This window comes from Shinella sp. WSC3-e, from assembly GCF_945994535.1.
Classification (GTDB): domain Bacteria; phylum Pseudomonadota; class Alphaproteobacteria; order Rhizobiales; family Rhizobiaceae; genus Shinella; species Shinella yambaruensis.
Window position 1 is genome coordinate 2,216,565 of sequence record NZ_OZ000530.1, and the last position, 19,512, is coordinate 2,236,076.

Consider the following 19,512-nt stretch of genomic DNA (forward strand, 5'->3'; position numbering starts at 1 on the left):
CCCGCGCCTTGGCGATCCGCAGCACCACGGATATCGGCCCGGAGCCGACCTGCGCTCCAGACAGAGATTTCCCCGGATCGCGTCAGGACAGAACCGGCAGCGACAGCGGTGCGAGCGTCGTGGCGGGCCGGCCGCGCGGATCGTTCGCCGGAAGGCGGCGCACCGCGAAATCCTGCACCGCCTGCAGCTCGGCCAGCGCGCCGTCGTAGTCGACCAGCGTCGGGCGGTCCTCCCGCATGACGCAGGCGCCGTCGACATAGACGGCGGCCACGGCGCGTTCGGCGGCGCAGTGCAGGAGGTTGCGCAGCGGATCGTAGAGCGGCTGCATGCCGGGGTGCCTGAGGTCGACCAGCGAAAAATCCGCCTTCGCGCCGCGGGCGATGCGGCCGATGTCGCTGCGCCCGAGGGCCCTGGCACCTGATAGCGTGGCCGCCTCGAAGACCGCGGCGGTATCGACGTCGAAGACCGAGCCGCCGGCGATGCGGGCGCAGATCATCGCCATGCGCATCTCCTCCAGCATGTTGAACGGATAGCTGTCCGTGCCGATCGCCACGTTGACGCCCGCCTGCCGGTAGCGGCCGAGCGATTGCAGCACCATGCCGCTGCGCGAGAAGGTGACCGGGCAATGGGCGACGCTCGTCCCGCTGGCGGCGAGCCGGTCGAGGTCGGCCGCCGTGCGCTGGCGCGTCCAGGCGTGGCTGTCGATGAAGATGCAGTGCCCGAGGATGAGGTCCGGCCCGAGAAGGCCGAGGCTTTCGAGATAGGCGACGGCGGTGAGGCCGTGGCGGCGCACGAGCTCCTCGTGCTCGGCCATGGTCTGCGCGGCATGCACGGTGATCGGCACGCCGCGGATGCGCGCCGCCTCCGCCGCCGCCTGCAACAGGTCCGGCGAGCAGGTCTCGACCTGCGCCGGGGCGACGATGCCGCCGAGCCGGCCCGAGGGATGCGCGCGGGCGGCATCGACCGTCTCCAGCGCCCGGGCGAAGGCGTCGCGGCCGCGCGCGGCGTCCCAGCGGAAATCGAGCCGGTGGCTGTCCTCGACATGCCAGGCCGCCTCGCGGAAACCCGGGGCGACATAGGCGCGCGCGCCGCTCCTTGCGAGCGTCGGCAGCCAGCAGGCATGCGGGCCGGCAATGTCGACGAAGGTGGTGACGCCGCTGCGCAGGAGATCGCCGAGCATGACGGTGAGCGCGGCCTCGACCGCATCGTCGCTTATTTCGATCAGCGTCGAATATTCGTACATCGCCTGGCCCCAGAGGGCGGCCGTGCCGGCATCCTCGAACAGGCTCTTGGAGACCGGCTCCTCGCCGGAATGGCAGTGCACGTTGACGAGGCCCGGCATGACCATGCGGTCGCGGCCGGAGATTTCCGCCGTGAACGGCCCCTCGTAGCGCCCGCCGACATGGACGAAGCCGGCCGCATCGAAGGCGACGTCCGCATCGTGGAGATAGGCATGGCCGCCGCGGGCCGCATCATAGGCGATGACGGTATGGGCGTTGCGGATGACGGTGATCGTATCAGGCATGGGTCGTCCGAAAATGCTTTTCGAGGAAGCGGCTATAGGCGCCCATCAGGGCACTGAAGGTGAAGTAGACGGCGGCGGCGACGAGATAGCCTTCGAGCACGGCGATGCCCTGCCATTGCGGATCGCGGATGGCCGAGCGCACCGTATCGAGGAAATCGACGAGGCCGACGATGGTGACGAGCGTCGTATCCTGGAAGAAGCCGATGAAGAGGCCGACCATCGGCGGGATGACCTTCTTGAGCGCCTGCGGCAGCACGATCTTGCGCATGACCTGCCAGTAGTGCAGCCCGAGCGAGGATCCCGCCTCGTATTGCCCGGCGGGCACGTCCTGCAGGCCGCCGCGCACGATCTCGGCGATATAGGCAGAGGCGAAGAGGATGATCGCCACCTGCGCGCGCAGCAATTTGTCGATGGTGACGCCGTCTGGCATGAACAGCGGCAGCATGACCGTCGCCATGAAGAGGATGCTGATCAGCGGCACGCCGCGCACGATCTCGATGAAGCCGACGGCGAGAACGCGGATCGCCGGCAGGTTGGAAGCGCGCGCCAGCGCCAGCACGATGCCGAGCGGCATGGCGAGCGTCAGCCCGACGAAGGAGAGCATGAAGGAGAGCGGCAGGCCGCCCCAGCTCGTCGTCGCGACGGGCGTCAGGCCGAAGACGCCGCCGGCCATCAGGATGTAGAGCACCGGCAGGATGGCGAGGATCCAGGCGAGAAGCAGGCCCCGGCTCCAGAAGCGCGGCATCATGGAAACGAGGAAGGCGGCGAAGAGCAGCAGCAGCGCCAGCATCGGCCGCCACTGTTCGTCATAGGGATAGAAGCCGAACAGCATGTAGCGCAGCTTCTGCGCGACGAACGGCCAGCAGGCGCCGCTTGCCGCCTTGCAGGTCTCGCCATTGCCGGAGAACACCGCATCGACCACCAGCCAGCCGAAGGCGAGCTTGGCGATGAAGACGATGGCGGCGATGGACAGCACGCTGACGAGCGTGTTGCCGGGCGTGCCGAAATAGGCGGAAAGCCTGCCGAGGCGCGGGGCCGCCGGTGCCGGCTGCGGCGGCGCCAAAGCAAGGGTCTGGACGTCGGCCATCTCAGCGCTCCTTCAGCGCGACATGCGCATTGTACCAGTTCATCAGCAGCGAGATGGCGATCGACAGGGCAAGGTAGACGCCCATGAAGATCGCGATCGTCTCGATTGCCTGGCCAGTCTGGTTCATCACCGTGTTGGAGACCATGACGAGGTCCGGATAGCCGATGGCGATGGCGAGCGAGCTGTTCTTGAAAACGGTGAGATAGGTGTTGGTGAGCGGCGGGATGATGATGCGCAGCGCCTGCGGCAGCACGACGAGCCGCATGGTCTTGCCGCGGGCAAGGCCGAGCGCGGCCGCGGCCTCCCATTGGCCCTTATTGACCGCCTGGATGCCGGCGCGCACGATCTCCGCGACATTGGCCGAGACGCTGAGCGCAAGGCCGAAGAGCAGCGCCACGAATTCCGGTCGCACATGCAGCCCGCCCGTCAGGCGGAATTTTCCGGCCGTCGGGAAATCCCAGCTTATGCCGACGCCGCCCGCAAGCCAGAGCAGCAGGGCCGGCAGCACGAAGGCGGCCGTGGCGATGAGCCCGCCGTGGTTCGACCGGCCCGTCGCGACACGCTTGCGCATGGAAACCCGGCGGATGGCGAACGCCGCCGCCGCGCCGCCGAGGAGGCAGGCGAGCAGCGCGCCGCCGCCGCTTTCGACCAGGGCCGCCGGCACGACAAGGCCGCTGTTGGAGAGATAGACACCCGGCAGGAGGTTCAGCGCCTGCCTGACCGGCGGCAGGATGAGGATGATCAGCGAATACCAGAGGAAGAGATAGAGGAGCAGCGGCACATTGCGCAGAAGCTCGACATAGACGAGCGCAAGACGCGCCAGCAGCGGATTGCGCGACATGCGCGCGATGCCCACCGCAAGCCCGAGGAGCGTGCCGAAGATGGCGGCGAGCAGCGACACCTTCACCGTGTTGGCGATGCCGACGAGGATGGCCCGGCCGACCGTGTCGGTCGCCTCGAAGGCGATGGCGGCCTCGGTGATGACGAAGCCGGCGGGCCGAGTCAGGAAGTCGAAGCCGGTCGCGATGTTCTGCTTGGCGAGGTTGCCGCTCGCCGTCGAGAACATCGTCCAGCCGACGAGGATCACGGCGCCGATCGCGACGACCTGGTAGAAGAAGGCGCGAAAGCGCGTGTCGTGCAGGAAAGCCATGAATCCCCACCGCTAAGAACAAAAAGGGGACGGGCGCACGCACCGCCATGCGCGCGCCCGGGTGAGCGCTTGAAAGCGATCAGCGGATCGGCGGCGAATAGATCAGGCCGCCGGCGTTCCACAGCGCGTTGGGGCCGCGCGTCAGGCCGAGCCTGGTGCCCTCGCCGAGATTGCGCTCGAACACTTCGCCATAGTTGCCCACGCTCTTGATGATGCTGTGGCCCCAGTTGTTGTCGAGGCCGAGCATCTTGCCGAGCTCTTCCGTGGCGCCGAGCATGCGCTGCACGTCCGGGTCCTCGCTCTTCAGCATCTCGTCGACATTCGCCTGGGTGATGCCCTTCTCCTCGGCGGCCATCAGCAGCCAGACCGACCAGGAGACGATGTCGCCCCAGTTGGAATCGTTCTGGCGGAAGGCCGGCGCCAGCGGCTCCTTGGAGATGGTTTCCGGCAGGACCACATAGTCGTCCGGGTTGTTGGCGACGGCGCGGATCGAGGCAAGGTCGGACCGGTCGGAGGTGATCGCCTCGCAGCGGCCGGAATAGAAGGCCGCACGGTTCTCGTCCGGGCTTTCGAAGACGACGAGCTCGAACTTGCCGTTGATCGCGCGGAAGAAGTCGGAAATGTTCTGCGCCGTCGTGGTGCCCGGCAGGGTGCAGATCGCCGCTTCCGTCAGCTCCTTGGCGCTGGCAACGCCGAGCGACTTCGCCACCATCAGGCCCTGGCCGTCATAGAAGACCGTCGGGCCGAAATCGAGACCGAGCGAGGCATCGCGCGAGAAGGTGTGGGTCGTCTGGCGCGACAGGACGTCGATCTCGCCGGACTGCAGCGCCTGGAAGCGCGTGTTGATGTTGGTCGGGACGAACTCGACCTTGTCGCCGTCGCCGAAGACCGCGGCGGCGATCGAGCGGCAGATATCGGCGTCGAAACCCTGCATGCGGCCCTTGTCATCGGGTGCCGCGAAACCCGGCGTCGCCAGCGAGACGCCGCAGACCAGCTTGCCGCGCGCCTTGACGGTTTCGAGCGTGCCGGCGGCCGAGGCCTGGCCGGCCATGGTCAGTCCGAGCGCGGCCGCGCAGATCGAAAGAAGTGCCTGCTTCATGCTTCCCCTCCCATTGGGTATCGTTGGATGCGGCCGGCGCCGCCCTCCAGCGGCACCGCCCCATCGCGATCTTCCGGATCGCAATTATTGTGTACAATGCAAAAAACACATCATCAACAGTTCCCGATATGGAATGTCGACAATCCCGGGAAATCGGCCATGTACTTTGGGTATGAAGCCATGTACGTTGGACATTAACTGCCGTTTCGCACGCTTCCAGGGGCGCATCTCACGCCGCAGAAGGGGTCAGGGCGTACCGACAAAGCTATCAGGCGATACAGTTTTTCGGATATTTAATTATACAATCTTCGTCGGACATCCGTGGTCGGATCTCCCGCTTGGATTTCTCCCGGACGACGAGGCCGGAACGCGAATGTTCCGGCCTCGTCGCTGTTTCGCGTCGGCGCGGCAGCTTTCCGCAACACGCATCTCCACTCCCCCGCAGGCGGGGCTTACGCTATCGCGAAAGCCCCTTCCGCGACGCTCCCGGATGCACCCGATTTTTTCCTCTTTCCACCGGAACAATCGCTCCCCTTGCCGGTTGGAGCAGGGTCGAAGACGATTGAGCGTGATCGCCCATGCCGGACCAATCCAAGCTGTTTCCCGACCACCGCAGGCTGTCGGGGGAGCGCTACACGATAGAAACCTTTCGCGCGGCCTATGACCTGCCGGCGCAGGAGGCCAAGCGCCTCTACGACAAGTTCGGTCCCTCGAAACGGGAGCTGGACCTGCTCATGCGCGCCCGCGAGAACCCGGCGCAGTTCCTGAATTTCTGAGACGCGCCGGAACAAGCCCCCGGAGTAATAAAGGAGCCGACCGTGACCATTGGAAAGCCACAGAGCGGTGCCCCCGGCACCACCGAGCAATCCCCCCGCTGGGAAGGCCCCGAGGCGACGCGCCCGCGTGGCTACCTTCCCGCCAAGGACGATCCGGATCGCGACCGGGACGCCCATGGGGAAAACAATGCCGACCCGTCCCGGGAGAAACTGCGCGATGCCGGCAAGACCCGCGACGACCCGCCGGACGATGCCGCTAAGACCGAGGAAGAAAGGATCGAGCGGAAGCAGGCGACGAACCCCGCCCTGATGCCGATCGGCGACCCTTCCGGAGCGGCATAGGGCAAAGCTGTCCGCACCACCTCTGCATCGCCGCCCATCCCTTCTCCCCGGCGAGGAGAAGGGATGGGCACTGGTTTTCGTCCATTTCCCGGGGTTGACCCCTGAGGACCGAGCGTACGATGCACCCCGACCGTTCAGGCCGCCGCCAGCGCCTCGCGCGCCTTCGGCACCGGCTTGAACGTCATGGCGATCAGGAAGGCGCCGAGGCCGATGCCCCACGAGCCGACATAGAGCCAGGTATAGCTGGCGAAGGTGTCGTAGATCAGCCCGCCGGCGACCGGCCCCAGCGCCATGCCGAGGCTGCTGGCCATGGCCGTGCCGCCGATGACGGTGCCCATCATGCGCAGCGGGAAGTTTTCCCGCGCGATCACCGCATAGAGCGGCATGACGCCGGCATAGATGAAGCCGAACAGGCCCGCCACGACGTAGAAGGAGGCAAGCCCACCGGTGAAGACATAGGCGAGCGCGCCGAAGGCCTGCGCGAAAAGGCCGAGCACGAGGATGTGCTTGGCGCCGAACCGGTCGCCGAGAAGACCGAAGACGACCCGGCCGCCCATGCCCGCGAGCCCCTCGATGCTGTAGATCGAGACGGCGGCGATCATCGGAATGCCGCAGGTGATGGCATAGCTCACCGTGTGGAAGATCGGCCCGGAATGGGTGGCGCAGCAGAAGAAGTTCGTCAGGCACAGGATGATGAACTGCGGCGTCTTCAGGATATCGCGCGTCGTCATGCCGGCCTGTGGCTCGTCGGACGCGGCAAGGCCCTCGCCGCCCACCTCCAGCGCCGGCGCGCGCCGCACCAGCAGGGATGCCGGGATCATCACGACGGCGACGAGGAGCGCGATGATCTGCATCGCGCTGCGCCAGTCGTTGAAGGTGACGAGCCAGGCGGCGAAGGGCGACATGGTCATCGGCGCCATGCCCATGCCGGCCGAGACGAGCGAGACGGCAAGGCTCCTATGCGTATCGAACCATCCCGTCACACAGGCCATCATCGGCGCGAAGACCGCGGCGACCGCCACCCCCGCCACCAGGCCGAAGACGAACTGGAAGGCAAGGAGCGACGGCGCGAGGCTCGCCGCAAGCAGGCTCGCCGCCAGGAGCACCGAGCCCGACAGCACGACCGGCCGCGGCCCCCAGCGGTCCGAAAGGCCGCCCCAGACCATGCTGGCAAAGACCATGGCGAGAAAGCCGACGGTCATGGCGGTGGAAATGCCGGTCACCGACCAGCCGGTATCCCTGGCGATCGGCAACAGGAAGACCGGCAGCGAGAACATCGCGCCGATGGCGATGCAGCCGAGGAGGCCGCCCGCGGCGACGATCACCCAGCGATAATGCGTATGGATCATTGTCATCTCCTCTGCGGCCGCCGGCTGGCCGGGGCCGCGCCCAAATCAATACTGATCGTGCCGCCTTACCCATTCCATAGGATAGCGAAGGCCGTCCTCGTCGCGGCCCTTCGGCACGAGGTCGAGGAAGTGATAGGCACCGTTCACCATCTCGACGCCGCGCGCGTAGCAGGAATAGGTGTGGTACACCTCGCCCGGCCCGCTCCTGTAAAAGACGCTGACGCCGACCATTTCCGACACCGTGTTCGAACAAATCGCGAAATTGTAGTAGGCGCGCCCCGCCGCCAGTTCCTCCGGTGTCGCGGAGGCCTGGTAGTCGAAGTTGAAGTCGCTGCCGCCCGAGGACACCCACGGAAAGCTCCAGCCCATGCGCCGCCGGTAGGATTCGATCTTTTCCAGCGGCGCGCGCGAGACCGCCGTGAAGGTCACGTCGCGCCGGGCAAGATGGACCGGGATGCCGTTGAAGTTGTCGGCCCAGAAGGAACAGGACTTGCAGCCTTCCTGCCAGTCGGGCCCGAGCATGAAGTGATAGACGAGGAGCTGGGAGCGCCCGGCGAAAAGATCCTCCAGCGTCAGGCCGCCATCCGGCCCCTCGAAACGGTAGGCCTTCTCCACCCGTTCCCAGGGCATCGCCATGCGGCGGCGGGTCAGCGCCTCGCGCTGGCGGGTGAAGGCCTTTTCCGCGGCCAGCAGCTCCAGGCGGGCTTTCAGCCAATTCTCATGGGAAACGACTTGATTGCGCATCGTGAAACGCCTTTCTTCTCTATCGATGCACCGAGATTAAGCGCCAGTCGCGGAAAAGCGGGAGTTACAAATGTGACGGGAATTCAATGGACTCGATGATCACCGCCGCCGCCCGGGCGCTCGCCACCGGCGATCCGCTCGGCGCGCTGAACCGCGTGGCGCTGCGCGACGACGCCCCGGCACTGGCGCTGCGCGGCATCGCCATGGCGCAGCTCGGCGATCTCGACCGCGCGAAGGCGCTGCTGAAGAGCGCCGCCCGCGCCTTCGGCCCGCGCGAGGCGGTGGCGCGGGCGCGCTGCGTCGTCGCCGAGGCGGAAATCGCCCTCGTCTCGCGTGATCTCACCTGGCCGGTGAAGGCGCTTTCCGCCGCCGAGGCGACGCTCGCCGCCCATGGCGACCGGCTGAACGCCGCCCATGCCCGGATGCTCGCCGTCCGTCGCCTGCTGCTGATCGGCAGGCTCGCCGATGCCGCCGCGCTCCTGGCCGCGATCGATCCCGTCCCCCTGCCCCCGCCGCTTCGGGCCGCGCACGCGCTCGCCGCCGCCGGCATCGCGATCCGCCGGCTGCACACGGCGACGGCCCGCGAGGCCTTCACGCGCGCCGCAGCCGCCGCCCGGCAGGCCGGCATCCCCGCCCTGATCCAGGAGGTGGAGGACGCCGCGACGGTCCTGCAAAGGCCGGCTGCGCGCGCGATCGCGGATAGCGGGGAGCGCCCTCTCCTTCCCCATGAGGTCGAGACGCTGCTGGCGACCGACAGGCTGGTGGTCGATGCCTGCCGCCACGTCGTGCGCTGCGGCGAGACCACCGTCTCGCTGGCCACGCGGCCGATCCTGTTCGCGCTTCTGCGCACGCTCGCCGAGGCCTTTCCCGGTGACGCCAGCCGGGAAAGCCTGCTGCTGCGCGCCTTCCGCGCCCGGCAGGCAGACGAGTCCCACCGCGCCCGGCTGCGCGTGGAGACGGGCCGGCTGCGGGCCGAACTGGAAGCCCTCGCCGAGATCACCGCCACGCGGGACGGTTTCCTGCTGGTGCCGCGTGACGGACGGACCGTCGCCGTGCTGGCGCCACCGCGTGACGAACCCCATGCCGACGTGCTGGCGCTCTTTGCCGATGGCGAGGCCTGGTCGAGCTCGGCGCTCGCCATCGCGCTCGGCACCAGCGCGCGCACCGTGCAGCGCGCCCTCGAACAGCTCTGCGCGGACGGCAGGGTGCAGGCGATCGGCCGCGGCCGCGGCCGGCGCTGGCTGACGCCGACGCCCGGCGCTTTCTCGACACTCTTGTTACTCCCGGGTCCGCTGCCGGGCGATTAGGATCGTCCCATCAACGATCCAAAGGAGATTGAGATGACCACTTCCAAGGCAGACATCCTGCGCGAATACGGCCCCTTCCCCGGCGTGGAGCAGGTCCACGGCGTCACCTTCGACGGCAAGGCCGTCTGGTTCGCCTCCGGCGACAAGGTCAATGCCCTGGACCCGGACGACGGCCGCGTGCTGCGCACGATCGACCTCTCGGCCCATGCCGGCACCGCCTATGACGGCCGCCACCTCTTCCAGATCGCGGAAGACCGCATCCACAAGATCGACCCCGCCTCCGGCGCGATCGTCTCCACCATCCCCGCGCCCGGCAATGGCGGCGATTCCGGCCTCACCTGGGCGGAAGGCTCGCTCTGGGTCGGCGAATACCGCAGCCGGCAGATCCATGAGATCGACCCGGAAACCGGCGCCGTCCTGCGCACCATCCAGAGCAACCGCATGGTGACGGGCGTCACCTGGGTGGACGGCGAACTGTGGCACGGCACCTGGGAGGGCGAGGAAAGCGACCTGCGCCATCTCGACCCGGAGACCGGCGCCGTGCTCGACACCATCGTCATGCCGGCGGGCACCGGCGTATCGGGCCTCGAATCCGACGGTGCCGACCGCTTCTTCTGCGGCGGCGGCAACAGCGGAAAGATCCGCGCCATCCGCCGCCCGCGCTGAGCGTCTTGCTACCGCCGCATTGTCCGGCGCCGAAGCCATGCCGCTTCGGCTAGAGCCCGTGGGTGCCGTCGTAGCCGTTGACCGGCGGCGGCGCCCAGCCTTCCGGCAAAGCCTTCGGCTTGTAGATCTCCACGACCATCGGATAACACGCCGCCGTGTCGGAGGAATGCTGCGCCGAGCAATCCCCGCCCGGGCAGGCCGACATGCAGCCGAGAAGGTCGATCTCGGCGAAGAACTCCAGATAATCGTCCGGCCGCACCGGGCTCGCCTTCATGAAATACTGGCCCGTATCGCGCGTGAAGCCGGTGCACATGAAGACGTTCAGCACGTCGTGCACATAGGTCTCGGCCTCGCGCGGCGCCATGCCCGTCTTCGCGGCGAAAGCGCGGGTGAGGTTCGAGTGGCAGCAATGGTGATACTGCCCGCCATGGCTGAGCAGGTTGTGCGTATAGGGATCGCACCGCGTGCCGATCACGTCATGCACCGCGCCGCCGAACGCGTCGAAGCCGTACCAGTCGAGCGTATCGTGCGTGATGGTCGCGATGGGGCGCAGATAGGGGAAATTGGAGAAGAGCTGGTCGCCGAGGCCGACATGGGTGCCGGCGAGCGCCCGCGTTTTGCCCGTATAGAGCCGCTCCTTCAGGTCATTGGCATTGAAGAGGTTGAGGTCTCCCACCTGCGGCCCCTCGCTGCAGACGATGCGGCAGAAATGCCCCGCCGGCACCGACCAGGTCGCCGCCTCGCGCGGCGGCACGACGACCGTCTCGACGAGCGCCAGATCGTCGCGGAGCGCGCGATAGGCGGCAAGGTCGGGGCGCGGCAGGGTCTCGACCGGGTAGCAGATCACCGGCTTGACCGCCTTGCGGGCCGCGGCGTCGCCAGGCGCCGCCGTGATGGGCGTGGGCTTCATCTCTCGTCTCCATGTCCTGTCGCCGCGCCGTCCCCGGCCTCGCGAACCACCGGCGACTATAGCCGCTTCGCACCGCCTGTCAGCCGCCCTTTCCGACGTGGCACGCCGCGATACATGCGAATTTTTTCGGGGAACTTTGGCGCGCCGCCGAGGAGGAAGCCATTCTGGTCGCGCGCCCGGTTGACGGCGGCCTTCATCGCGAAACCCGCCCGACGACAAGCCGCAGCAAGGCAGCTTTGCAGGGCGCAGTTCCGGACGCCGAAGGCATTGTCGCCTGGGCTCCCTTTGCAACAGGCCTACTCGTCCCAAGCCTGCACGACCGTCTGGCGGACGATGAGCCCGTCGGAAAGGTCGAGGATCGCCGCGCAGAAAACGCGCGTGCCGTCCGGATAGGCACAGGCCTGCGTGAAGGCGAGTCGGCTGCCCTCGGCGATCGTCGTATCGACCTGGTGGGTCATTGCCCGGCTGCAGATGTCGTCCCAGAAGGTGGCGATCGCCTGCCTGCCGCGCACCTCGCGCGGCTTGCTCGGCGGGTTGTTCCGGTCGATGACGCGCACGACCGCGTCGTCGGCATAGAAGCTCGCCAGCATCTTGCCGTCGCGTCCTTCGATGGCTTGCTTGATCGCCGCGCCATCCACGGCCTTGGTTCGAAGCATGTCGTCCTCCTTTGGCCGCCTGTCGCGGCGATGGGAATTGCAGCGCCGCCTAGGGCGCCGTCTTCGCCATCCGGGCGGCGCGGGCGAGGATATCGTCCGTCTCCTGCCGGAATGTCGCCGGATCGACCTGCAGGCCGTTCAGCACCGTCGACCAGTGCCGCACGATCGAGGCCATCGCCACCGCCTCGCGGATCTCCTCATCCGTCGCGCCGTTCAGCTTTGCCGCCGCCGTGTGGAAGTAGACGCAATACTGGCAGGGGATCTGCGACGACACGGCCAGCCCGAGCAGCTCCTTCGTCTTGCCGTCCAGCGCCGTATCGGGATTGAGCTGCAGCGACTTGAACTCGGTCCAGGCGCCGGCAATGCCGACCGCCGGGAAAGCCTTGAACATGGCGGGCACCTGGCCGAGCGTCGCCTCGATATCCTTGTAGGCGGCCGCCGAGCCGTCGTCGGCGTGCAGCGGCGCGGCAAGCGCGATACCCGCCGTCAACGCGGCGGCAAAGATCAAGCATGTCCTGATCGGTGTCATTTTCCTGTCTCCCTCGGCTCTTCCCTCCGGCGACCGCCGCCACGGGGAATGCATGCCGCCACCCTAGGATCTTGCCGTTCGCGCCGCTTCGCCCGAAAGCGCCATGCCGCGCATGGCTCTGCCGGGCCAGCGGTCAGCGGTCTTTCTGGCCGGCGGAAAATGCCGCCGCCGCGGCGCGCGAGCTAAGGTCGAGCTTGGTGAGGATGTTGGCGACGTGGCGCTTCACGGTGTGCTCGCTCAGCACCAGCATGGCGGCGATCGCGGGGTTGCTCATGCCATCGGCGACGCGGGCGAGGATTTCGCGCTCGCGCGCGGTCAGCACGGCGAGCGACGGTGCGGGGCCTTTCTTCGGCACTGCGGGTTCCAGGTGCTGCTCGGCGACCACCAGGACGATCTCCAGCGGATGGCTCCGGCCTTCGACCTCCATCACGCCGCGCGCGGCGAAATGCAGGCCCGAGCCGGCGCTCAGCTCCCCCACAAGCGAGGAGGCCATGATCTCGCCGGATCCGGCCAGGCCCGCGATACGCTCGGTGACCTGCACTGCAAGCCCCGTCATCGTCTCGCCGCCGATCTCGATTTCGCCGACATGCACGCCCTGCGCCAGGGCAAGCCCGAGCACCGCACCGGCATCCCTCAGCGCGAGCGCCGTGCGGGCAGCGCGGGCCGGGCCGTCGAAGCGCGCGACGAGCCGGTCGCCGTCCCAGCGCAGACACCGTGCCCCCAGCCGCTCCGCCGCGGTGAAGGCCGCGGCCTGAAAATCCTCGGTACACTTCGACCATGCCCGATCCCCAAGACGGGAGGCAAGCCGCTCCGCGCCGTCGATACGCGCCACCAGAAGGGCGGCAAGCACGCGGTCGGCCTCCGTTACCGGCCGCGCGCCGGTCAGGAACTCCTCGACCTCGTCCGCGATGCGGTCAACGTCGCCGGTCCAGACCGGATGGTCGCTGCCGGGTATCTCGACCAGCCGGGCACCGGCGATCCGCGCCTTGAGGTAACGGCTGCCATCGGGGCTGACATGGGCGTCGTTGCAGCGATGGATAAGCAGCGTCGGAACGTTCACGGCCGGCAAGGCGCCACGCACGTCGATCGCGGCATTCATGCGCGCCAGCGAGATCGCGGCGGCAGGGCTTGCCGACAGGCGCTCGAAGCGTGCCCACCACGGGGCGAAACGCTTGTCGTTCACCAGTCGCGGCGCAAAACTCTTCAGCGTGGCGCCACTGCCCCAGCCTGCATCCAGCATCCCCATGAATTGCTCGAGCGCCGTCTCGTCCATCACCCAGCTCTTGAAATGCGCATAGCCGCCATAGAGGATAAGGGCGCGCGTGCGCTCCGGGCAGGCGGCGGCGAAGAGGATCGCCATCGGCACCCCCTCCGAGACGCCGAGGATCGCGGCCCGGCCGCTCCCGGCGGCGTCCATCACGGCGCGCACGTCATCCATCCGCGCCTCGATATCGGGCAGCGCGGCGGCATCGACCGGGTCGGAGAGGCCGGTGCCGCGCTTGTCGAACTGGATCACGCGTGAAAATGCCGAGAGCCGCTTCAGCAGGCGGCTGTAGCCGGGATCTTCCCAGTTCAGTTCGAGGTTGGAGATGAAGCCCGGCACGAGGACGAGATCGAGTGCGCCCTGGCCGACGACCTGATAGGCGATGTGGAGGTTCCCGCTTCTGGCATAGCGCGTTTCGAGCATCTTCACGAAACCTCTCCGTAGGGATGCACACCTTACCAGAACACACCATCGGGAAAAATCCGCCATGCACGCCGCATCGCGAGGGGGCATTCGGCGGCGGCGGCACTGCAACAGCCCGCGGTCGAGGGCAAGACCGTTCTGCGATCCGTCCGCTTCTCCGAAGAGCCGTCAGTTTTCGATCGACGTGTTCCGCCCGTCCCACCTGAGCAGGAAGACGTCCGCCCGCGGCATGCCATCGCCGTCCTCGCCGCCGGCGATCAGGAGGCCGCCGGGCACGGCGAAGGAGGCGCCATAGGCAAGACCGCGCGGCAGCCGTCCGGCAAGCTTCCAGCTCGTCCCGCCAAGCACATAGACCTCGTCGCGCCAGCCCTTCTTCAGGCCGTCATGCGCGAACCAGCGGCCGGCCTGCGCATTCGCCCTGGCGCCCGGGAAATTCGCGCCGCCGGCAAGAAGGACATCGCCGCCGACGATGCCCGCATAGGCACCGGCCACCCCTTCCTGCCGCTGCCCGGGCAGGGCCGGCGGGAGATCGGCAAGCTTCGTCCAGACGGCGGACGCTCCCTTGATCTCGACGCGCTTCACCTCCGGCGTGCGCAGGCCGGGCTTGATTTCCCCGCTCATCACCAGGAACCGGCCGTCGCCCTCCGCCACCAAAGCGGGGTCGCAGTTCGGCAGGTACGGATTGTCGCCGAGCGAACCCCAGCGGTTGGCGGCAGGGTCGTAGACCAGCAGCTTGTCGTTCCACCGGTACGCCTTCGGCTCCATGCCCATATAGGACGCGACGAGTGCCCGGAAGCCTTCCGGATCCGCCTCCTTGTCGATGGCGCCGGTCTCGGCGAGGTAGGTGTCGAAGAGCGCCTTGTTGTAGCCGCCGACAAGGGCGATGCGGCCGTCGCCGAGCGAAACGGCCTTTGCGCCGGAAAGCCCGGCCGGCGTCTTCGTGCCGCGCTTCGACCAGCGGTCCGATTGCGTGTCATAGGCATAGACCGTGTCGAAGATGATCGGGGACCGGTCGTCCTCGGCCGCCTTCCCATTGCCGCTGAACAGGTAGATCGTCGTCGCGGAAACGGCGACGGCCGCGCCGTTCGTCGCGGGGCCGATAAAGGATGCGCGTTTCTGCCAGCCCGCGGCCGGGGCGGACAGGTCGAGGGCGTAGAGGTCGGTTCCGGCCGAGCCGAGGCCGACAAAGGCCATGTCGCCGACGCGGGCGGCAATGCCGTTCTTCACCGGGGCGGGCAGGTCCGGCCAGGTTTCAGCGGCCATGGCCGCCCCCGTCGACAGGGCCAGAACGGCCAAGCCCGCCCGGAGCGATCGTGTCGGCATGGAAACAGACATGCATTTCTCCTCTCCTTCAAAGACCGTTGCCGCTCACGGCGCCGACGCCGCGATATCGGCGGCGCCGATGATGCCGGCATCCGCACCCAGTTCCGCCAGGGCGAGTTCGGGCACCAAGACCTCGGGATGGGCGCGCAGGGCTTCGCGCAGCCCGTCGAGGAAACCATCGGCAAGCCCGACGCCGCCGCCGATGACGATCCGCTCGGGATCGACGATGGCCTGGAGGCCCGCAATGGCAGCGGCGAGCCGCTTCGTCGCGGTATGGAGAATGTCCTCAGCCCAGGCCTCGGCCGCGCCGGCGGCCGCCAGAACCGTTCGCGCATCGCCGTTGCGGCCGGCCGCGCGCGCCGCCCGGGCCATGCCGAAGCCCGATGCCAGGGTTTCCAGGCGAACGCTTTCGCCCGGAAGGACAACCGGAAGCTGGCCCAGGCTGCCGGCGAGCCCGCGCGCGCCGCGGCGCAGCCGGCCGTCAAGGACGAGCCCGCCGCCGATGCCGCTCGACACGGTCAGGAAAGCCATGTCGCGCCCCTGCCCCGCGCCGAAGCGATATTCGCCCCAGGCCGCGGCCTGGGCGTCGTTGAGGATCTCGACGGGCATGCCGAGGATTGCGGCAAGTTTGCCGGCAAGCGGAAACTCCCGCGGGATATCCAGCGTCTCCCGGTTGAGCGCCGACCAGGCGCCGCCGGCGACAAGGCCGGTGACGGCGGCGGCGGCACGGGCGTATCGGCCGCCCCAGCCTGCCACGAGCCCGGCCATGGCGTCGCTCCAGGCGTCTCCTCCGACGACGGCAGGCGTCGGTATCACGCGGCGGTCGAGGATCGTCCTGCCTTCGACGAGGGCGGCAAGCGTCTTGGTGCCGCCGATGTCGAAGGCAAGCACGGGCGCGGGCGGGCGCGCTGCCGTCTCGACCGCCTGCCGGAACCATGCCGTCACATGTTCCGGCCGCGTGATCGCCGATCCGACCACCACGGCATCGGCACCGGCGCGGATGGCCGCGCCCGCCGCTTCCGGGGTGTTGTAGCGCCCTTCGGCGAAGACCGGCGCGCCGAGCCGGGCGCAGCGGGCCACGAGGCCGAGGTCGGGTTCCTTCGGCACGGGGCCGGGGCCGGCATAGCCCGACATGGTGGTGCCGACGATATCGGCACCGGCCGCAAGGGCCGCGCGCGCCTCGTCCTCCGTGGCGATATCGGCCATGGCGAGACGGCCGTGCCGCTTGATCTCGGCGATCAGCGCCGGCACGGAGACCGGGCGAGGACGGTCCGTCGCATCGACCGCGATGATGGCGGCACCCGCCTCGGCAAGCGCCGCGACATCCGACAGGAGCGGCGTGATGCGCACGGGGCTGCCGTCGAGATCGCGCTTGACGAGACCGATGACCGGCAGCCGGCTCGCCCCGGCGACGCCAGCGACATTGGCACAGCCCTCGATGCGCAATCCGGCCGCGCCGGCGCTTTCGGCGGCCCGCGCATAGGCCACCACCGATGCCACGGTGTCGAACGGGCCGGCGGGAACCGGCTGGCAGGAGACGATCAGCCTCCCCTTCAACCGCGCGAGAATGGACTTGAGGTCGTGCATCGAGGGTCTTCCCTGTCCCGTGCGGCCCCCGCTGGGCCGTGTCGTTGAAGGCGCGTCGGCGGGGCCATGCGGCGTGGCCGGTGCGGTTTGCGCTTCGCCGGGAGACCGATTTGAAGTATCCGTGAAGTGAACCGCTTATTGGCAATTTCAATATCCAATTGACAGATATCCTACAAGTGGATAAATGTAGGGCCACTGTCTTTTCGGAGTCAAAAAGGCAACCGGAGACGAAGATGAACGTGAAGTCGATCAAGCCCCTGAAGCGCGCGCCCCTCCTGCATGTCTCGGTGCAGGAAAGCCTGCGCAGCTATATCGAGGACAACCACCTCGATGCGGGCGCGCCCCTGCCGCCCGAAGGCGAGCTTGCCACCCAGCTCGGGGTGAGCCGCAATTCGGTGCGCGAGGGCATCAAGGCCCTGGAATCCGTCGGCGTGCTGGAATCGCGCCGCGGCATCGGCGTCTTCGTCAAGGCGTTCTCCTTCGAGCCGCTGCTGGAAAACCTCGCCTATGGCCTCGGCGGCGCGCTGAAGCAGATCGAGGAGGTCATCACCATCCGCCGCACGCTCGAGGTCGGCCTGATCGGGCGGACGCTGGAGGTCATCGGCGCCGACGATATCCGCGAGCTGCGCGAGACCGTCGAGCGGATGCGGGTCCGGGCGGAGCGCGGCGAGAGCTTTCCCGAGGAGGACCGGCATTTCCACCAATTGCTCTTCCGTTGCCAGCAGAACGAGGTCCTGCTGCGGCTGATCGAGGTGTTCTGGCTGGCCTTCTACAAGGCATCCGACTTCGTCAATCTCAACAATACGGACCCCATGCAGACCTGGCGCGACCACGCCGCCATCGTCGACGCCGTGGAGGCGCGCGACCATGCCGGCGCCCGGGACCGGCTCGACAAGCACTATGCCGGCATCACCCGCGTGATCGCCGACAACAAGACCACCGTTTCATCAGGGAGGATGACATGAATCTGAAGACCACATTGTCTGCGCTTGCCGTTTCGGCGGCGCTGCTCGGCGCCTTGCCCTTGGCGCCGGGCCAGGCACGCGCCGAAGGCGGCACGATCTCCGGCGGCTTCGACGTCGGCCCGGGCGGCTTCCAGGGCAATTTCAATCCGCTGGCGGCGACGAGCGGCTTCACCTGGCTCGTCACCTATTTCGAGCCGCTGGTCATCTACGACGACAAGCTGACGAAGGTCATCGGCGCGCTGGCCGACAGCTACGAGGTCAGCGCCGACCAGAAGACCTACACCTTCAAGCTTGCCGAGGCCAAATGGCATGACGGCCAGCCGTTCACCGCGAAGGACGTCCGCTTCACGCTCGATCTCGCCCGCAACGACAAGGCCGGCTCGGTCTTCGCCGCGCGCCTCGGCGTCGTCCAGTCCGTCGAGGCGCCGGACGACCGCACGGTCGTGATCACCCTGTCGGCGCCGTCGCCGAGCATGCTCGACACCCTGACCAAGGTGATGATGCTGCCGGAACACGCCCTTGCCTCGATCCCTCCCGAGCAGATCGCAAAACATGCCTGGTGGTCCACAACGCCGATCGGCACCGGCCCGTTCAAGTTCACCAAATATGTCGCCGACCAGTATGTCGAACTCGCCGCCAATCAGGACTACCACGGCGGCAAGCCGGCGGCCGACAAGCTGATCAACCGCTACTTCGCCGACCCCGCCGCCGCCATCGCGGCCCTCCGGTCGGGCGAGATCCAGTTCACCTATGTCGATTCCAACGATGTGTCGACCTTCAGCGGCGACAGCGCCTTCCGGGTGATCGAGGGCGATTCCTACGTCGTCAACTATGTCGGCTTCAACCAGGAGGTGCCGCTCTGGCAGGACCTGCGCATCCGGCAGGCCTTCATGTACGCGATCAACCGCGACGCCATCATCCAGAGCCTTTATGGCGGGGCGGCCAAGCCTGCCAACTGCGTCTATGTCGCCGACCAGCTCGTGCCGCAGGGCATCGAGAGCTATGGCTACGACCCGGAAAAGGCCAAGCAGCTTCTCGCCGAGGCGGGCTGGGACAAGATCAACGGCGACAAGCCGGTCACGATCCTGACCTATTACACCTCGCCGCTGGCGACCAACGTGCTCGCCGCCATGCAGGCCATGCTCGCGCAGGTCGGCATCAACATCGTGCCGCGCGCCGTCGACACGCCGACCTACAACTCGATCGTCTACCAGCAGTCGGGCAATTCCGGCGACTACCCGCTGATCTATGCCGGCCTGCAGAACGGCCCGGATGCCTCGAACATCAATATCGGCCTCAACGAGAAGCAGATCCCGCCGGCCGGCGCCAACATCATGCGCATCCGCATGGCGGCGGTGACGGAGGCGCTGGACGCCGCCCTGGCCGAGACGGATGACGCTAAGCGCGACGCCCGCTACCAGGACGTCTGCAAGGCGACCAATGCCGAGCTGCCCTGGGCGACGATGTGGGTCGCCAACCGCTATGGCGTCGTGTCCTCGAAGCTCAAGGACTTCGTATGGACCCCGGCGCCGGCCGGCGGCCCGTACCAGGCCCATGCGGAAAAGTGGTCGATCGCCGAATAGGCGCAGACAAGAGGGCGCGGGCTGCCCCGCACCCTCGGTTTGATGACAAACATCGCTCCAATCACTCCGTCATCCTCGGGCTCGGCCCGAGGATCCGATTGCCTCCAGGGGTTACGGATGGTCGGGTCAAGCCCGACCATGACGGAGGAGAGGTTTGCGGACTTTGTCGACAGTCTGAGGCACGGCTTGCCCCGCGCCCTTCCACAAGCCACCCTCGGCCAGCCACG

The 19,512-nt window shown here is 67.8% G+C and carries 17 protein-coding genes and 1 pseudogene; 6 read left to right on the forward strand and 12 right to left on the reverse strand.

Annotation, left to right across the window (positions count from 1 at the left end):
* Positions 1-82: 82 nt before the first annotated feature.
* The 4 genes from AABF56_RS10940 to AABF56_RS10955 all read right to left on the reverse strand — a co-directional run bounded on the left by AABF56_RS10940 (position 83) and on the right by AABF56_RS10955 (position 4,861).
* Positions 83-1,525 carry an amidohydrolase family protein gene (locus AABF56_RS10940; protein ID WP_272805935.1) on the reverse strand — a complete coding sequence of 481 codons (1,443 nt, stop codon included), beginning with the start codon at positions 1,523-1,525 and terminating at the stop codon, positions 83-85.
* On the reverse strand, positions 1,518-2,612 hold the full coding sequence (locus AABF56_RS10945) for an amino acid ABC transporter permease (RefSeq protein WP_272805936.1): 1,095 nt from the start codon (positions 2,610-2,612) through the stop codon (positions 1,518-1,520). The genes AABF56_RS10940 and AABF56_RS10945 overlap by 8 nt, the downstream gene beginning before the upstream one ends.
* Before the next feature lies 1 nt (position 2,613).
* A complete protein-coding gene (locus AABF56_RS10950) occupies positions 2,614-3,762 on the reverse strand; it encodes an amino acid ABC transporter permease (RefSeq protein WP_272805937.1) in 1,149 nt (382 codons plus the stop codon).
* Between the two features lie 79 nt (positions 3,763-3,841).
* Entirely contained in the window at positions 3,842-4,861 is a 1,020-nt protein-coding gene (locus AABF56_RS10955; protein ID WP_272805938.1) for an amino acid ABC transporter substrate-binding protein, read from the reverse strand.
* A 578-nt stretch (positions 4,862-5,439) separates the two neighbouring features.
* On the opposite strand from AABF56_RS10955, the gene AABF56_RS10960 reads away from it, so the two are divergent.
* Both AABF56_RS10960 and AABF56_RS10965 read left to right on the forward strand, forming a co-directional pair.
* On the forward strand, positions 5,440-5,637 hold the full coding sequence (locus AABF56_RS10960; protein WP_244766892.1) for a hypothetical protein: 198 nt from the start codon (positions 5,440-5,442) through the stop codon (positions 5,635-5,637).
* 42 nt (positions 5,638-5,679) lie between these two features.
* Positions 5,680-5,871: pseudogene (locus AABF56_RS10965) on the forward strand (hypothetical protein); the annotation flags it as partial.
* 242 nt (positions 5,872-6,113) lie between these two features.
* Here AABF56_RS10965 and AABF56_RS10970 read toward each other — a convergent pair.
* Positions 6,114-7,328: an MFS transporter gene (locus AABF56_RS10970; protein WP_272805939.1), complete on the reverse strand. Its 1,215-nt coding sequence runs from the start codon at positions 7,326-7,328 to the stop codon at positions 6,114-6,116.
* A 45-nt stretch (positions 7,329-7,373) separates the two neighbouring features.
* The gene (locus AABF56_RS10975; RefSeq protein ID WP_272805940.1) at positions 7,374-8,072 is read right to left on the reverse strand and encodes a DUF899 domain-containing protein; all 699 of its coding nucleotides are present in this window, start codon (positions 8,070-8,072) and stop codon (positions 7,374-7,376) included.
* A gap of 86 nt (positions 8,073-8,158) precedes the next feature.
* On the opposite strand from AABF56_RS10975, the gene AABF56_RS10980 reads away from it, so the two are divergent.
* Both AABF56_RS10980 and AABF56_RS10985 read left to right on the forward strand, forming a co-directional pair.
* Positions 8,159-9,379: a helix-turn-helix domain-containing protein gene (locus tag AABF56_RS10980; RefSeq protein WP_272805941.1), complete on the forward strand. Its 1,221-nt coding sequence runs from the start codon at positions 8,159-8,161 to the stop codon at positions 9,377-9,379.
* Positions 9,380-9,412: 33 nt separating this feature from the next.
* Positions 9,413-10,045, forward strand: a complete 633-nt coding sequence (locus AABF56_RS10985; protein ID WP_272805942.1) for a Vgb family protein — start codon at positions 9,413-9,415, stop codon at positions 10,043-10,045.
* 49 nt (positions 10,046-10,094) lie between these two features.
* On the opposite strand, the gene AABF56_RS10990 is transcribed toward AABF56_RS10985, so the two are convergent.
* From AABF56_RS10990 to AABF56_RS11015, 6 genes are all read right to left on the reverse strand, one after another.
* A complete protein-coding gene (locus AABF56_RS10990; protein WP_244766897.1) occupies positions 10,095-10,955 on the reverse strand; it encodes an urea carboxylase-associated family protein in 861 nt (286 codons plus the stop codon).
* Between the two features lie 296 nt (positions 10,956-11,251).
* A complete protein-coding gene (locus AABF56_RS10995; protein WP_272805943.1) occupies positions 11,252-11,611 on the reverse strand; it encodes a nuclear transport factor 2 family protein in 360 nt (119 codons plus the stop codon).
* 49 nt (positions 11,612-11,660) lie between these two features.
* A complete protein-coding gene (locus AABF56_RS11000; protein ID WP_272805944.1) occupies positions 11,661-12,140 on the reverse strand; it encodes a carboxymuconolactone decarboxylase family protein in 480 nt (159 codons plus the stop codon).
* Between the two features lie 133 nt (positions 12,141-12,273).
* Positions 12,274-13,827, reverse strand: coding sequence for an alpha/beta fold hydrolase (locus AABF56_RS11005; RefSeq protein ID WP_272807491.1), 1,554 nt, complete (start codon positions 13,825-13,827; stop codon positions 12,274-12,276).
* A 168-nt stretch (positions 13,828-13,995) separates the two neighbouring features.
* Positions 13,996-15,162 carry an N-acetylneuraminate epimerase gene (locus AABF56_RS11010; RefSeq protein ID WP_272805945.1) on the reverse strand — a complete coding sequence of 389 codons (1,167 nt, stop codon included), beginning with the start codon at positions 15,160-15,162 and terminating at the stop codon, positions 13,996-13,998.
* Positions 15,163-15,195: 33 nt separating this feature from the next.
* The gene (locus AABF56_RS11015; RefSeq protein WP_272805946.1) at positions 15,196-16,737 is read right to left on the reverse strand and encodes a putative N-acetylmannosamine-6-phosphate 2-epimerase; all 1,542 of its coding nucleotides are present in this window, start codon (positions 16,735-16,737) and stop codon (positions 15,196-15,198) included.
* Between the two features lie 233 nt (positions 16,738-16,970).
* Here AABF56_RS11015 and AABF56_RS11020 point away from each other — a divergent pair, with 233 nt between their 5' ends.
* A complete protein-coding gene (locus AABF56_RS11020) occupies positions 16,971-17,702 on the forward strand; it encodes a FadR/GntR family transcriptional regulator (RefSeq protein ID WP_244766902.1) in 732 nt (243 codons plus the stop codon).
* Positions 17,699-19,285 (forward strand): ABC transporter substrate-binding protein, encoded by a 1,587-nt coding sequence (locus AABF56_RS11025; protein ID WP_272805947.1) that lies wholly within the window; start codon positions 17,699-17,701, stop codon positions 19,283-19,285. Before AABF56_RS11020 ends, AABF56_RS11025 begins: the two co-directional genes overlap by 4 nt.
* The last annotated feature ends 227 nt before the right edge of the window (positions 19,286-19,512 follow it).

What these genes read in the sequence shown, in the direction of transcription:
- AABF56_RS10940 (WP_272805935.1), bottom strand. Translation starts at nt 1,525, where the DNA reads ATGCCTGATACGATCACCGTCATCCGCAACGCCCATACCGTCATCGCC.
- AABF56_RS10945 (WP_272805936.1), bottom strand. Translation starts at nt 2,612, where the DNA reads ATGGCCGACGTCCAGACCCTTGCTTTGGCGCCGCCGCAGCCGGCACCG.
- AABF56_RS10950 (WP_272805937.1), bottom strand. Translation starts at nt 3,762, where the DNA reads ATGGCTTTCCTGCACGACACGCGCTTTCGCGCCTTCTTCTACCAGGTC.
- AABF56_RS10955 (WP_272805938.1), bottom strand. Translation starts at nt 4,861, where the DNA reads ATGAAGCAGGCACTTCTTTCGATCTGCGCGGCCGCGCTCGGACTGACC.
- AABF56_RS10960 (WP_244766892.1), top strand. Translation starts at nt 5,440, where the DNA reads ATGCCGGACCAATCCAAGCTGTTTCCCGACCACCGCAGGCTGTCGGGG.
- AABF56_RS10970 (WP_272805939.1), bottom strand. Translation starts at nt 7,328, where the DNA reads ATGATCCATACGCATTATCGCTGGGTGATCGTCGCCGCGGGCGGCCTC.
- AABF56_RS10975 (WP_272805940.1), bottom strand. Translation starts at nt 8,072, where the DNA reads ATGCGCAATCAAGTCGTTTCCCATGAGAATTGGCTGAAAGCCCGCCTG.
- AABF56_RS10980 (WP_272805941.1), top strand. Translation starts at nt 8,159, where the DNA reads ATGGACTCGATGATCACCGCCGCCGCCCGGGCGCTCGCCACCGGCGAT.
- AABF56_RS10985 (WP_272805942.1), top strand. Translation starts at nt 9,413, where the DNA reads ATGACCACTTCCAAGGCAGACATCCTGCGCGAATACGGCCCCTTCCCC.
- AABF56_RS10990 (WP_244766897.1), bottom strand. Translation starts at nt 10,955, where the DNA reads ATGAAGCCCACGCCCATCACGGCGGCGCCTGGCGACGCCGCGGCCCGC.
- AABF56_RS10995 (WP_272805943.1), bottom strand. Translation starts at nt 11,611, where the DNA reads ATGCTTCGAACCAAGGCCGTGGATGGCGCGGCGATCAAGCAAGCCATC.
- AABF56_RS11000 (WP_272805944.1), bottom strand. Translation starts at nt 12,140, where the DNA reads ATGACACCGATCAGGACATGCTTGATCTTTGCCGCCGCGTTGACGGCG.
- AABF56_RS11005 (WP_272807491.1), bottom strand. Translation starts at nt 13,827, where the DNA reads ATGCTCGAAACGCGCTATGCCAGAAGCGGGAACCTCCACATCGCCTAT.
- AABF56_RS11010 (WP_272805945.1), bottom strand. Translation starts at nt 15,162, where the DNA reads ATGTCTGTTTCCATGCCGACACGATCGCTCCGGGCGGGCTTGGCCGTT.
- AABF56_RS11015 (WP_272805946.1), bottom strand. Translation starts at nt 16,737, where the DNA reads ATGCACGACCTCAAGTCCATTCTCGCGCGGTTGAAGGGGAGGCTGATC.
- AABF56_RS11020 (WP_244766902.1), top strand. Translation starts at nt 16,971, where the DNA reads ATGAACGTGAAGTCGATCAAGCCCCTGAAGCGCGCGCCCCTCCTGCAT.
- AABF56_RS11025 (WP_272805947.1), top strand. Translation starts at nt 17,699, where the DNA reads ATGAATCTGAAGACCACATTGTCTGCGCTTGCCGTTTCGGCGGCGCTG.